Origin of the sequence: Pseudomonas sp. NFPP28, assembly GCF_900115535.1 — a bacterium.
In the GTDB taxonomy this organism is placed as follows: Bacteria; Pseudomonadota; Gammaproteobacteria; order Pseudomonadales; family Pseudomonadaceae; genus Aquipseudomonas; species Aquipseudomonas extremorientalis.
On record NZ_FOWT01000003.1, the window covers coordinates 161,889 to 174,390 of the forward strand.

General features: G+C 62.6%; 11 protein-coding genes. 6 read left to right on the forward strand and 5 right to left on the reverse strand.

All coding sequences use genetic code 11. The features are described from left to right. The first annotated feature begins 9 nt into the window (after positions 1–9). From BM110_RS09420 to xylB, 3 genes are read left to right on the forward strand one after another with little or no spacing between them, the layout of a single operon-like run. Entirely contained in the window at positions 10–942 is a 933-nt protein-coding gene (locus BM110_RS09420; protein WP_071488334.1) for an ABC transporter substrate-binding protein, read from the forward strand. A 21-nt stretch (positions 943–963) separates the two neighbouring features. After that, positions 964–1,965, forward strand: a complete 1,002-nt coding sequence (locus BM110_RS09425) for a LacI family DNA-binding transcriptional regulator (RefSeq protein ID WP_093120985.1) — start codon at positions 964–966, stop codon at positions 1,963–1,965. Between the two features lie 7 nt (positions 1,966–1,972). Then, entirely contained in the window at positions 1,973–3,433 is a 1,461-nt protein-coding gene (xylB, locus tag BM110_RS09430) for a xylulokinase (protein WP_093513235.1), read from the forward strand. A 232-nt stretch (positions 3,434–3,665) separates the two neighbouring features. On the opposite strand, the gene BM110_RS09435 is transcribed toward xylB, so the two are convergent. After that, on the reverse strand, positions 3,666–4,106 hold the full coding sequence (locus tag BM110_RS09435; RefSeq protein WP_071488330.1) for an Lrp/AsnC family transcriptional regulator: 441 nt from the start codon (positions 4,104–4,106) through the stop codon (positions 3,666–3,668). Positions 4,107–4,215: 109 nt separating this feature from the next. On the opposite strand from BM110_RS09435, the gene BM110_RS09440 reads away from it, so the two are divergent. Next, positions 4,216–5,118: a DMT family transporter gene (locus BM110_RS09440; RefSeq protein WP_092243518.1), complete on the forward strand. Its 903-nt coding sequence runs from the start codon at positions 4,216–4,218 to the stop codon at positions 5,116–5,118. On the opposite strand, the gene BM110_RS09445 is transcribed toward BM110_RS09440, so the two are convergent. The 3 genes from BM110_RS09445 to fabF form a co-directional block, all read right to left on the reverse strand. Beyond that, complete coding sequence (locus BM110_RS09445) at positions 5,096–7,075, reverse strand: peptidase U32 family protein (protein WP_092243520.1); 1,980 nt, start codon at positions 7,073–7,075, stop codon at positions 5,096–5,098. The genes BM110_RS09440 and BM110_RS09445 overlap by 23 nt on opposite strands. 70 nt (positions 7,076–7,145) lie before the next feature. Further along, positions 7,146–7,526, reverse strand: a complete 381-nt coding sequence (locus BM110_RS09450; RefSeq protein ID WP_028616142.1) for a RidA family protein — start codon at positions 7,524–7,526, stop codon at positions 7,146–7,148. A gap of 64 nt (positions 7,527–7,590) precedes the next feature. Further along, on the reverse strand, positions 7,591–8,859 hold the full coding sequence (gene fabF, locus BM110_RS09455) for a beta-ketoacyl-ACP synthase II (protein ID WP_093513236.1): 1,269 nt from the start codon (positions 8,857–8,859) through the stop codon (positions 7,591–7,593). A gap of 107 nt (positions 8,860–8,966) precedes the next feature. Between fabF and BM110_RS09460 the strand changes: the two genes are divergently transcribed. Next, the gene (locus tag BM110_RS09460; RefSeq protein ID WP_071488326.1) at positions 8,967–9,455 is read left to right on the forward strand and encodes a winged helix-turn-helix transcriptional regulator; all 489 of its coding nucleotides are present in this window, start codon (positions 8,967–8,969) and stop codon (positions 9,453–9,455) included. 114 nt (positions 9,456–9,569) lie between these two features. After that, entirely contained in the window at positions 9,570–10,925 is a 1,356-nt protein-coding gene (locus tag BM110_RS30005; RefSeq protein WP_071488325.1) for a methyl-accepting chemotaxis protein, read from the forward strand. Positions 10,926–10,956: 31 nt separating this feature from the next. Here the strand turns inward: BM110_RS30005 and BM110_RS09470 are convergent, their stop codons facing one another. Then, complete coding sequence (locus BM110_RS09470; RefSeq protein ID WP_093513237.1) at positions 10,957–12,279, reverse strand: OprD family porin; 1,323 nt, start codon at positions 12,277–12,279, stop codon at positions 10,957–10,959. Positions 12,280–12,502: the final 223 nt, after the last annotated feature.

The following is a 12,502-nucleotide window of genomic DNA, read 5'->3' on the forward strand; positions in this document are numbered from 1 at the left end:
GAGACCCCTATGAACCTCAAACGTATCTTTCCGGTCATTGCCTTGGCTGCCCTGATGTCCCAGGCCGTCGAAGCCCGTGAGTTGAAGGCCCTCGGCATCAGCATGGGCTCGCTGGGCAACCCGTATTTCGTGACCCTGGCCGATGGCGCAACCGCCCGGGCCAAGGAGCTGAACCCCAACGTCAAGGTCACCTCGGTGTCGGCCGACTATGACCTGAGCAAGCAGTTCTCGCAGATCGACAACTTCATCTCGTCCAAGGTCGATCTGATCCTGATCAACGCCGTCGACCCGTCCGCCATGGCCTCGGCGATCAAGAAAGCCCGCGATGCCGGCATCGTTGTGGTGGCCGTGGATGTGGACGCGAAAGGGGTGAACGCCACGGTGCAGACCGACAACGTCGAAGCCGGCAAGCTGGCCTGCCAGTACCTGGTGGACAAGCTCTCCGGCAAGGGCAATGTGATCATCCAGAACGGTCCGCAGGTCACCGCCGTGACCGATCGCGTCAAGGGTTGCAAGGCCGCACTGGCCGCCGCGCCGCAGATCAAGGTGCTGTCCGATGACCAGGACGGCAAAGGCTCCCGCGAAGGCGGCCTGAACGTGATGCAGGGTTATCTCACGCGCTTCCCGAAAATCGACGGTCTGTTCGCGATCAACGACCCGCAAGCCATCGGCAGCGACCTGGCGGCCAAACAGCTCAAGCGCAGCGGCATCATTATTACCTCGGTGGACGGTGCGCCGGATATCGAGAACGCGCTGAAAACCGACACACAGATTCAGGCGTCGGCCAGCCAGGACCCTTGGGCCATGGCGCAGACCGCCGTCAACGTGGGCAACGATATTCTCAATGACAAAGCCCCGGCCGAAGCGGTTACCCTGCTCACGCCAAAACTGATCACCCGCGACAACGTCGCTACGTACAGCGGTTGGTCGAGCAAACATTGATCCCTTGAGAGGAACAGCGTCGTGGTCACCATGGATGACGTGGCAAGCAGGGCGGGGGTGTCGACGTCGACGGTGTCCCATGTGTTGAACGGTACCCGCAAGGTCAGTCCGGCAACGGTGCACGCGGTACAGCAAGCGATCCAGGCGCTGGGTTACATCCCCAACACCCTGGCGCGTTCGCTGGCACGGTCGAGCACCAGCACGATTGGCGTGGCGATCTCTGCGCTGTCCAACCATTATTTCAGCGAAACCGTGCACGCGATTGAAACCGAGTGCGCCAGGCACGGCTACATGATGCTGTTTGTCGATACCCACGACGACCCGGAACACGAGCTGCGGGTCGTCACGGCATTGCACCATCGGCGGGTGGACGGCATTGTGCTGGCGCCCTCGAACGGCTCCAAGGCCCTGGAGTATCTGCGGGCCAACGAAATCCCGGCGGTATTGGTGGACCGCATGATGAGCGAACAATTCGACCAGGTCGGGGTGGAGAACACGCAGTCCACCCAGGCCTTGGTTACCCACTTGATCAAACACGGGCACCGGCGCATCGGCTTTATCGCCGGGCGTGAGGGGTTCAGCACCACCGATGAGCGGGTTGCCGGGTACCGCGCGGCACTGCAAGGCGCGGGGCTGGCGTTCGATCCGCACTTGTTGGTCAATGGCGGCTCCAACACCGAGCCAGCGCGTCAGGCGACGGTGCAGTTGCTGGGCCTGGCGCAGCCACCCACGGCGATCATGGCCGGCAACAACCTGATGACCCTTGGCGCCATGCAGGCCCTGCGTGATGCGCAGATCGACGTACCGGCGCAGATGGCCCTGGTGGGTTTTGATGATTTCGATTGGGCGGATTTCTTCGTGCCGCGCCTGACCCTGATCGCGCAGCCGGTCCAGGCACTGGGCACGCAGGCAGTGAACCTGTTGTTGCAGCGCATGGCGTCGCCCGACGCCCCCACTCACAGCGTGCGCCTGGCGCCGACCCTGCAACGGCGTAATTCATGTGGCTGTAATGGATTGGAATGACCCCCTTATGAGCAGTCCCGTTTCCCTCGGCATCGACCTCGGCACCTCGGAACTCAAGGCCATCCTCATGGACCTCGACGGTACGGTGCTGGCCCATGCTGGCGTGCGCTTGAGTGTGTCGCGGCGCCATAGCGGCTGGTCCGAGCAGGCGCCGGAAGATTGGTGGCAGGCGTGTTTGCAGGCGCTTGCCGAATTGCGCGAGCATCCCGGATTTGCCCGCGTGGCCTGTATCGGCCTATCCGGGCAGATGCATGGCGCGGTGCTGCTGGGCACGGACAACCGTGTGTTGTACCCGGCGATCCTGTGGGACGACTCCCGTGCCGTCGCCGAGGCCGATGAGTTGGGCCCGGTGTTTGCCGACATCACCGGCAGCCTGCCCATGGCCGGGCTGACGGCGCCGAAACTGCTGTGGCTGCAACGCCATGAGCCCGAGGTGTTCAAGGCCATTGATTGTGTGCTGTCGCCCAAGGATTACCTGCGCTTGCGTCTGAGTGGCGAGCGCATCAGCGAGATGTCCGATGCAGCGGGGACGTTGTGGCTGGATGTGGCGCGGCGTGAGTGGTTCGCGCCGATGCTGCGGGCGACGGGCCTGTCGCCGGAGCAGATGCCAAGACTGGTCGAGGGCGGTGCCGCAAGTGCTGTGTTGACGGCGCAGGAGCTGGGCTTGTCTTCCTCAGTGGTGATTGCCGGCGGAGGTGGTGACAACCCGGTAGCGGCCGTGGGGATCGGGGCGATCAGTGCCGGTGATGGCTTCATCACCCTCGGCACCAGCGCTGCCATTGTCGCGATTACCGATCACGCAGCCGGTAATCCCGCGAGTGCCGTGCACAGCTTCTGCCATGCGCTGCCTGATCGCTGGTACACCATGGGCGCCATGCTGGCCGGCGCCAGTTGCCTGCGTTGGGTCACGCGTCTCACGGGAACCGCGGATGAGCAAACCTTGCTGGACCAGGTGCAGGCGCAACTGCCGATCGAACAGGCAGTACCGCTCGGTACGCCGTTGTTCCTGCCGTACCTGGCCGGTGAACGCACCCCGCATAACGACCCGCTGCTGCGCGGTGGCTTCATGGGCCTGGGCCATGACTGCACGCCGGCGATGCTCGGTTATGCGGTGATGGAAGGCGTGGGGTTCGGGCTGCTGGATGCGTTGCGCGCGGTGCAATCAGCGGGGGCTGACGTGGGCGCCTGCGCGTTGGTGGGTGGTGGTGCGCGCAGTGAGTACTGGGCGCAGTTGCTGGCCAACATCCTGCAACGGGACATCTTCACCCTGCACGGCAGCGAATTGAGCGCGTGTATCGGTGCGGCGAAGCTGGGGTTTGTGGCGATAGGGCAAGGCGCGCAATTGCTCGCGGCGGGGATGCGGGTCAAGGCCCGGTACAGGCCAGACCTTACGCCGCAGCCCGTATTGGAGGCGCGATATCGCAAGTTTCAAGGTTTGCTGAGCGCGGCCAAGGCCCTTCACGAGTAGCCTTCTGTAGTGAGCTGGCTTATCTGGGTGGCCTGTTTTGGTGAACGGCCTGTTGTGGCGAGCGGGCCTGCCCCGCGTTGGGCTGCGAAGCAGCCCCAAACCCAGGCGCCATGGTTTTCCTGTAGAAACGCGGTGATGCTAAAAGGGGCCGCTTCGCGTCCCAACGCGGGGCAAGCCCGCTCGCCACAACAAGCCCGCTCGCCACATCAGGACCCACAACAAGCTACTGCCGCTAGTCGCCCAAGGGCGGCAGACGCCGTTTCACCGGGGTTTTCTTGACAATGGCCGTGTTGGTTTCAGCGTAGGCGTTGAGCCGGTCAAGCAGGCTATCCAGGTGATCCATGGTGCGCACATGCAGGCGTGCGATGAAGCAATCCTCCCCAGTCACCTTGTCACACTCGGTAAACTCGGGGATCGCCTGGATCTGTCGCTCCACCTCATGCAATTTGCCGGGCAAGGGGCGGATGCGCACGATGGCCTGCAGCAGGTAGCCGAAGTGCCTGGGGTCGATGTCGACGGTGTAGTGGGTCAGCACGCCGCGCTCTTCGAGACGCCGCAGGCGTTCGCCGACGCTCGGCGAAGACAGCCCGGTAATCCCGGCCAGGGCCTTGAGGGACAGACGCGAGTCGTCCATCAAAGCGGCGATCAGTTGCTGGTCGATGGTGTCAATCATGGTGTCCACCTAATAAGTAAAGGCAACTCAAGGCTTTTGCCTTTTTTAGTCGCTGGAGCCGGTCTCGATCAGATTGCCATAATTGGGCCTCACTTGAGGAGCTTCAATCATGGATACATCCATCCGTCGCGGGTCGTGGGAAATGGTTGCCGCCATGCTGATCTCGGGCACCATTGGCTGGTTTGTCCTGGTCTCCGGCGTATCGGTGATCGAAGTGGTGTTCTGGCGCTGTGTGATCGGCGGGCTGACGTTGTTGTTGGTGTGTGCACTGCTGGGGTATTTGCGCCTGGACCTGCTCAGTTGGACCAGGCTCGGCCTGGCGATGCTCAGTGGCGTGGCAATTGTCGGCAACTGGTTACTGCTGTTCGAATCCTATTCCCGCGCGTCGATTGCCATCAGCACGGCGGTGTATAACGTGCAGCCGTTCATGCTGGTGATGCTGGCTGCCGTGTTTCTAGGTGAAAAGATCACCGTGCAGAAACTCGCCTGGCTGAGCGTGGCGTTCCTGGGCATGTTGGCGATTGTCACTGCCCATGGCGATCAACCGACCGGCGACGATTACCTGGCCGGCATCGTCTTGGCACTGGGCGCGGCGTTGCTGTACGCGATTGCCGCGCTGATCATCAAACGTCTGAAGGCAGTGCCGCCACATTTGATGGCGTTGATCCAGGTAACCACCGGCGCGTTGTTACTGGCGCCGCTGGTGCCATGGAATAGCTTGCCGGCCACAACCAGCGCGTGGGGCGCACTGGTGACACTCGGCGTGGTGCACACCGGCGTGATGTATGTGTTGTTGTATGGCGCGATCCAGAAACTGCCGACAGCCCTGACCGGTGCGCTGTCGTTTATCTACCCGATTGCGGCGATCTTCGTCGATTGGTTCGCCTTCGGGCATCGTCTGGGCTGGCTGCAATGGTTCGGGGTGGCGGCAATTCTACTGGCGGCTGCCGGGTTGCAGCGGGGCTGGTGGTGGCCCCGCGTGCAAAGGGTCAGTGCGTGCCCTGGAAAATAATGTTTTCCGGGTTGAAGTGCTCTACCGCGCTGCCCGGTTGTGGCAAGCCCAGGATATGCCCCTTGATCTTGCCCACCACGTGCATCTCGCAGGGTTTGCAGTCGAACTTCAGGGTCAGCACTTCATCGCCATGGATCAATTGCATCGGCGCTACCTTGGTCTTCACGCCCGTGACCCCCTTGGCCTGTTTAGGGCACAGGTTGAACGAGAAACGCAGGCAGTGCTTGGTGATCATCACAGGTACTTCGCCGGTTTCTTCGTGCGCTTCGAAGGCGGCGTCGATCAGCTTCACCCCGTGGCGGTGGTAGAAGTCGCGGGCTTTCTGGTTGTAGACGTTGGCGAGGAACGACAGGTGCGCGTCCGGGTACACCGGCGGTGGTGTTGTTTCCGCCTTGCGGCCACCCCGTGGGTGCGCAGCCACGCGGGCGGCGGTCAGCGCCTCGATCACTTCACGGCGCAGGGCCTTGAGCTGTGAGTTGGGGATGAAGAACGCCTGCGGCGCATCCAGTTGGATGTCGGTCGCGTGGTATTCGGTGGTGCCCAGTTGGCCCAGCAGGTCGCGCAGGGTGTCCAGCGCCTGTTCCGGCTTGTTGGCCACGCCGAACGGGCCGGGCAGGGTGACGCTGGCGCTGATGCCTTCTTCGCTGGTGGCGGTGACTTCCAGCTGCGCTTCGCGCAAGCGAACGGCCCAGGTCAGGCCTATACGACGCTCGGATGAGGTCTTGAGCAGCGCCTGTTGCCAGTTGTGGTCCAGGTTGCGGTTCAGCGGGTGGTTCGGGCGCAATTGATGCAGGCCTGCCGGCATCTCGTTCGGCTCCACGCGGTAGCGGTAGCGCTTCTCGCCGTCTTCCTCGAACTCGCCTTTAGGCTCGGCGATGTTGGCACGGAAACCCACCACTTCGCGCTTGATCAGCACGTTCAGGCCATCGCCATTCGACAATGGCTCGTGGGTGACCACTTGCAGGTCGCGCTTACCGGCTTTTTCCACCACACCCACCGGCAGGCCGGTGAACGTCGGCGTGTCGAAGGCGCCGATATCGACCTTGCGGTCATTGACGAAATAGTCGGTGCTGCCCCGGTGGAAGGTCTTTTCCGGGTCAGGCAGGAAGAAGTGCGCGGTACGGCCGCTGGAGGCGCGGGCCAGGTCCGGGCGGTCTTCAAGCACGTCATCCAGGCGCTGGCGGTAATAGGCGGTGATGTTCTTCACATAGCCCATGTCCTTGTAGCGGCCTTCGATCTTGAACGAACGCACGCCGGCTTCGACCAGCGCACGGATGTTGGCGCTCTGGTTGTTGTCTTTCATCGACAGCAGGTGTTTTTCAAAGGCCACGACGCGGCCTTGATCGTCCTTCAGGGTATACGGCAGGCGGCAAGCCTGGGAGCAATCGCCACGGTTGGCGCTGCGGCCGTTCTGCGCGTGGGAGATGTTGCACTGCCCGGAGAACGCCACGCACAGCGCGCCGTGGATAAAGAACTCGATGGCGGCATCGGTTTCGTCGGCAATGGCGCGGATCTCTTGCAGGTTCAGCTCACGGGCCAATACCAACTGCGAAAAACCGGCCTGGTCGAGGAACTTGGCGCGGCCCAGGGTACGGATATCGGTCTGGGTGCTGGCGTGCAGCTCGATGGGCGGAATATCCAGCTCCATCACGCCCAGGTCTTGCACGATCAACGCATCGACGCCGGCATCGTAGAGCTGATGGATCAGCTTGCGTGCGGGTTCCAGTTCGTTGTCGTGCAGGATGGTGTTGATCGTGGTGAACACGCGGGCATGGTAACGGCGGGCGAATTCCACCAGCTGCGCGATGTCGCTCACGTCGTTACAGGCATTATGGCGCGCGCCGAAGCTCGGGCCGCCGATGTACACGGCGTCGGCGCCATGCAGGATGGCCTCGCGCGCGATGGCGACATCGCGGGCAGGGCTGAGCAATTCCAGGTGATGCTTGGGCAAGGACATAGTTTTTTTAGTCAGGCTTGTCACGGTTGAGGCGCGCATTGTAGCTGTGAAATGCCTGACCGGCACGCACTCAGGCTTGAGCGGCCATCGCCGTGACTTCCACGCGCATGCCGTCTACCGCCAGCGCGGCCACGCCAACCGCTGCGCGCACGGGCCAGGGCTTGGCGAAGAAGCGTTTGTAGACTTCGTTGAAGGCGGCGCGATCGGCCATGTCTGTCAGATAAATGGTCAGGTGCATCACCCGGTCCATGGAGCTGCCGGCCTTTTCCAGGGCGACTTTCAGGGCTTGCAGGGTGCATTCGCTTTGCAGGGTGATGTCGCCCAGTTCCAGGCTGCCATCGGCACGGGTCGGGATCTGGGTGGACACCAGGATGCCGTTGAAGCCGATCACGTCGGAGGAAATCGAATCGGCATCGGGGTCCGGGGTGTAGTGCAGGTCGTGGTTGGCCATGGGCGCCTCTCGTTGGCAGGTTCAGAAAGGCGCCATGGTCCCCGAAAATGACGGCAGGGGCAAACTACGCCCAGCGGCGGAACAGCACGCTGGCATTCACGCCGCCAAACCCGAAGCCATTGGACAGTGCATAGTCAATCGGCATCGGCCGGGCAGCACCGCGCAACAGGTCGAGGCCCTCGGCAAGGGCGTCGGGGTGTTGCAGGTTGAGGGTGACCGGGGCGATCTGGTCGCGCAGGGCAAGCACGGTGAAGATGGCCTCGATACCGCCCGCAGCCCCCAGCAGATGGCCGGTGGCGGATTTGGTCGAGCTGATCGCAGGGCTGCCGTTCGCACCGAATACCGTCCTGATCGCGGCCAATTCGCCTTTGTCACCCACCGGCGTCGAGGTGGCGTGGGCATTCAAGTACTGCACCTGGTCCGCGTCGATCCCGGCCTGGCGCAGGGCTTGCAGCATCGCCCGGCGTGCACCGTCGCCGTCTTCCGGGCCGGCGGTCATGTGATAGGCATCGGCACTGGTGCCGTAGCCGACCAATTCGGCAATCGGCTGCGCACCTCGGGCCAGGGCGTGCTCCAGTTCCTCGATGACCAGGATGCCGGCGCCTTCGCCCATGACAAAACCGTCCCGCGCCTGGTCGAAAGGCCGCGAAGCCTGCTCCGGGCTGTCATTGAAGTCACTGGACAGCGCCCGCGCCGCCGCGAACCCGGCAAGGCTGACCCGATGGATCGCCGCTTCGGCACCGCCGCATACCGCCACATCCACTTCACCAGCGCGAATCATGCGCGCCGCATCGCCGATGGCCTGTACACCCGCTGCACAGGCCGTCACCGGCGCACCCAGCGGGCCTTTCAAGCCGTAGTTGATCGACACGTGTCCGGCGGCCATGTTGCTCAGGAACGACGGGATGGTGAACGGCGACAACCGCCGTGGGCCTTTGCTGTCGGTGGTGCGTACCGCGTCGGCAATCGCCGGGAAGCCGCCGACACCTGAGGCGATGATGGTCGCGGTGCGCTCCTGCGCTTCAGGCGTGTTCGGCGCCCAGCCGGCCTGCTTCAAGGCTTCGTCCGCCGCCGCCAGGGCGAGCAGGATGAAGCGGTCCATCTTGCGCTGTTCCTTGGCTGCCAGCAGGCGGTCGGGATCAAATCCGGCTTCAGGGTCCTCGAGTACGGTCTGCACCTGGCCACCGATGCTGACGGCCAAATCACCGATCAACGTTTGCGGCAGGCGACGAATACCCGATTGCCCGGCCAACAGGCGTCGCCAGGTAGATTCCACGTCAGCGCCCAACGGCGTCAGTGCGCCCATACCTGTTACAACGATGCGTTTACTCATGATCAATCGACTCCAGTTGCGGTGAAGGAACAGACCTTATGGACGTCACTATCATCATGAAAGTAACATGGCATCACGCACATTGGCACTGACCCACAGGAATCCCCATGCAACGCAAGTCCCTCATCAGCGACGAATGCCCCATCGCCCGCAGCCTTGAGCGGGTAGGGGAGTGGTGGAGCATTTTGATCATGCGCGATGCGTTGCACGGCCTGCGCCGCTTCGATGAGTTCTCGCGCAGCCTGGGCATTGCGCCGAATATGCTCACGCGCCGCCTGAACGCGCTGGTGGAGGCGGGCATGCTGGAGCGCCGTGCCTACAGCGAACGACCGCCGCGCCATGAATATGTGCCGACGGCCAAGGGTGAGGATTTCGGCATGGTGCTGATATCACTGGTTGCCTGGGGCAACCGGCATTACGCCGAGGAGGGCGCCAGTGTCGAGTTGGTGGAGCGTAAAACAGGCAGGCCGGTGCAGCCGACGCTCGCCCGCGCGGATGGGCAGTTGGTGGCGTTTGACCAGTGCGTGTTGCAAGCCGGTCCGGCGGCCAGTGCCGGCATGCGCGAGCGCCTCGCTTTGCTAGGCGCAAAACCCTGATTGCGCAAGTATTTGACGCCAGAAAATAATCCACGCAAGGCCGGTAAAGTCGCGTATTCCACAGCCGATAGCCCTATCAAGACACGGGTTTTTTCGCACGGCTGAGGGTACGTCATGTTCAACACAACACTCAAAACAGAACTGGCGGCCAGGACGGCCGAGGCCACCGAGTACAAAGGACTGATCAGCGCACTGGAACGCTCCATGGCCGTGGTCGAATTCGACCTCAACGGCAACGTGTTGCGGGCCAACGACAACTTCCTCAAGGCCCTGGGCTACAGCGCCAATCAACTGGCCGGCAAGTCCCATCGCGATTTTTGCCTGCCGGCGCTGACCAGCAGCCCGGCCTACAGCCAGTTCTGGAGTGATTTGAAAGCCGGCAAATTTGTCTCCGGTACGTTCAAGCGCGTGGATGCCAACGGCCGGACCATCTGGCTGGAAGCCAGCTACAACCCGGTGCTGGATGAGCGTGGCCAGGTGTTGAAGGTGGTCAAGTACGCACTGGACGTCACTGCCCAAGTGGAGCAGGACGCGGCCACCCGCAGCAAATTGACGGCCGTGGACCGTGCGATGGCCGTTATCGAGTTCGATTTGAGTGGCCAGGTGCTGGACGCCAACGCGAATTTCCTCAATGTCATGGGCTACTCCCTGGCGGAAATCAAAGGCAAGCACCACCGGTTGTTTTGCGAGCCCGCGCTGGTTACCAGCCATGAGTACACCGATTTCTGGCGCCGCTTGAATAACGGTGAGTTCTTTACCGGGCAATTCAAGCGTCTTGGCAAGCATGGGCGTGTGGTGTGGCTGGAGGCCAGCTACAACCCGGTGTACGACGGCGACGGCAAACTGATCAAGATCGCCAAGTTTGCCAGCGACATCACCGAGCGCGTAGAGAAGTTCGAGGAAGACTCCCGTGGCGCCTCGCGGGCCTACCATATTTCCTCCGAGACCGAGCGTTTTGCCGAGCACGGCACCCAGGTGATCCAGGAGACCGCCACGGAAATGCGCCGTATCGCCGAGAATATCGGCGCGTCTGCGCGGCTGGTGGGGCAACTGGGCGACCGTTCCGAACAGATCACCGCCATCGTCAACACCATTCGCGGTATCGCCGACCAGACCAACCTGTTGGCGCTCAACGCAGCCATCGAGGCGGCGCGCGCCGGGGACCAGGGGCGTGGCTTTGCGGTGGTGGCCGATGAGGTCCGGCAACTGGCCGGACGCACCAGCCGCTCCACGGCGGAAATCGCCGAGATGATCGGCATGATCCTCTCGGAAACCCGCGACGCAGTCACCAGCATGAACGCGACCCAGGAAGGCGCACAGCGCGGCGTCAACCTGGCCGACCAGGCGGGGTCGGTGATCCTGCAGATTCGCACCAGCACCAGCGATGCGGTGCAGGCGGTGAGCATGTTTGCGTCGAAACTGGATGAGTCGGAAGTCATTCCCAAGACTGCGGTCGGCTGGGTGGGCTAACGCTTTCCAGCTCGCTCCTCCAGGGGCATGTTTAGAGCAGGGTAAACGGATAGTCGACGATCAGCCGCAGCTCGTTCAGGTCTCCATCGCGCTGGTCGGCATTCGACGCCACGATCGCATCACGCACGCGCAACGACAGATTCTTCGCCGGACCGCTCTGGATCACGTACTTGGCTTCCAGATCGGTCTCGTGATGCGCGCCATCTGCACCGTAGTCGCCGACATAAGCGCTATGGGCCGGTGTGTGGGTGCCATCGATATCCGAGCCGTTGATGTAGCGGCCCATGAAACTCAATCCCGGCACGCCATAACTGGCCATGTTCAGGTCATAGCGGATCCCCCAGGACTGCTCGCCCGGGCCGTTGAAGTCGTTCCATTGCACCGAGTTCGCCAGGTACACCGAATCGCCGACTTCGCCTGCGCCGTTGTTGCCGGTGCCGATGTAGTCGAACGGCGTGTCACCATGCACCTTCTGGTACGACAGCGTGAGGGTGTGCGCTTGCAGGAACGAATACGCCGCCGCCACCGAGTAGGTGGTGTTGTTGATCGCCCCCGCCTTGGCACTGCCGGTGTCGAGGGTGCGGTACAGGTTGCCGTCCAGCGCCAGGGACTGGTCATGCGCCAACGGGATCACGTAATTGAGATTGGTGTAGTACTGGCGCCAGATATCTTCCAGCTCGCCGGCATACAGCGTCGCGCTCAGGGACGGGCTGAAGGTGTATTTGCCGCCGACGAAGCTGGCGCTGTTGGCGGCGATGTTGGCGTAGGTGGCGTAGATATCGTGGTCATGGTTGCTGGTCATGCCACTGTTGGTGCTGGTGAAATGCCCGGCCTCCAGGTCCAGGCCGGCGATTTCGCTGCTGGTCAGGTCAAACCCGGTGGCGGTCTGGGGCAACAGGCGCGTGCCACCGGTGGCGAAGACCGGGGCGGTGGGTTGCATGTCACCATATTTGAGTTGGGTCTTGGAGACTTTGATCTTTACCGCCGCACCGACTGAGCCGTAGGCGTCTTCGGGATCGCCATGGCGGTCGGTGGGCAGGTTGCCGGTGCCGGCGTCCGCGTGGGTGGCGTCGAGTTTCAGCCCGCCGTAGGCATAGGCGTCGACGCCGAAACCGAGGGTGCCCTGGGTAAAACCCGAGGCGTAGTTGAGCATCGCGCCCTGGGTCCAGTCGATATTATCGGCCCGGCCGCCTTCACGGTTGCGGTTCATGTAGTAGTTGCGCAACAGGCCGGTGACGCTGCTGCCCTCGACAAATCCCTTGGCATCCGCCTGGTCGGTGACCGACTCGGCAAAGGCCATCTGGCTGATACCGGCACACACCGCCAGTGCCAACAGGCTCGACTGTTTAATCATGTTGTGACTTCCCCGGAATAATGAACGCGCGCGCAGAAACACCGCACTGACTGGATGGCGCATAACGTTGTTTGGGCAGAGGTTTCTAGGTGAGCTGTTACGGTTTTTTATTGTGTCCGGCGTGGTTGCCGAGGTTGATTCTAAGCACAGTCGGCACGGCCTGCAGCGGGCGGGCGGATGAAACTCGATTAATTAAACTTCACGCTGTTTAACCACGTGCGGG